Annotated in this window: 1 rRNA gene; it reads right to left on the reverse strand. The window is 55.5% G+C overall.

Annotation, left to right across the window (positions count from 1 at the left end):
- Window positions 1-69: 69 nt before the first annotated feature.
- A 23S ribosomal RNA gene (locus FOY56_RS23375) occupies window positions 70-955 on the reverse strand; the annotation flags it as partial.

The raw sequence follows: 955 nt of genomic DNA on the forward strand, positions 1-955 counted from the left end.
GAGGCGCGCGACCTGGCGGCGTAAGTGCCATGGTACCTGGGTGGAGGCGTGGATAACCAGACGATCGCCGTCCATATGCCTCACGGTTCATTAGTACCGGTTAGCTCAACGCATCGCTGCGCTTACACACCCGGCCTATCAACGTCGTCGTCTTCAACGTTCCTTCAGGACCCTTAAAGGGTCAGGGAGAACTCATCTCGGGGCAAGTTTCGTGCTTAGATGCTTTCAGCACTTATCTCTTCCGCATTTAGCTACCGGGCAGTGCCATTGGCATGACAACCCGAACACCAGTGATGCGTCCACTCCGGTCCTCTCGTACTAGGAGCAGCCCCCCTCAGTTCTCCAGCGCCCACGGCAGATAGGGACCGAACTGTCTCACGACGTTCTAAACCCAGCTCGCGTACCACTTTAAATGGCGAACAGCCATACCCTTGGGACCTACTTCAGCCCCAGGATGTGATGAGCCGACATCGAGGTGCCAAACACCGCCGTCGATATGAACTCTTGGGCGGTATCAGCCTGTTATCCCCGGAGTACCTTTTATCCGTTGAGCGATGGCCCTTCCATACAGAACCACCGGATCACTATGGCCTGCTTTCGCACCTGCTCGCGCCGTCACGCTCGCAGTCAAGCTGGCTTATGCCATTGCACTAACCTCCTGATGTCCGACCAGGATTAGCCAACCTTCGTGCTCCTCCGTTACTCTTTAGGAGGAGACCGCCCCAGTCAAACTACCCACCAGACACTGTCCGCAACCCGGATCACGGGTCCACGTTAGAACATCAAACATTAAAGGGTGGTATTTCAAGGCCGGCTCCATGCAGACTGGCGTCCACACTTCAAAGCCTCCCACCTATCCTACACATCAAGGCTCAATGTTCAGTGTCAAGCTATAGTAAAGGTTCACGGGGTCTTTCCGTCTTGCCGCGGGTACACTGCATCTTCACAGCGAGTT

The organism is Falsiphaeobacter marinintestinus (assembly GCF_007923355.1).
Lineage (GTDB): Bacteria > Pseudomonadota > Alphaproteobacteria > Rhodobacterales > Rhodobacteraceae > Phaeobacter_A > Phaeobacter_A marinintestinus.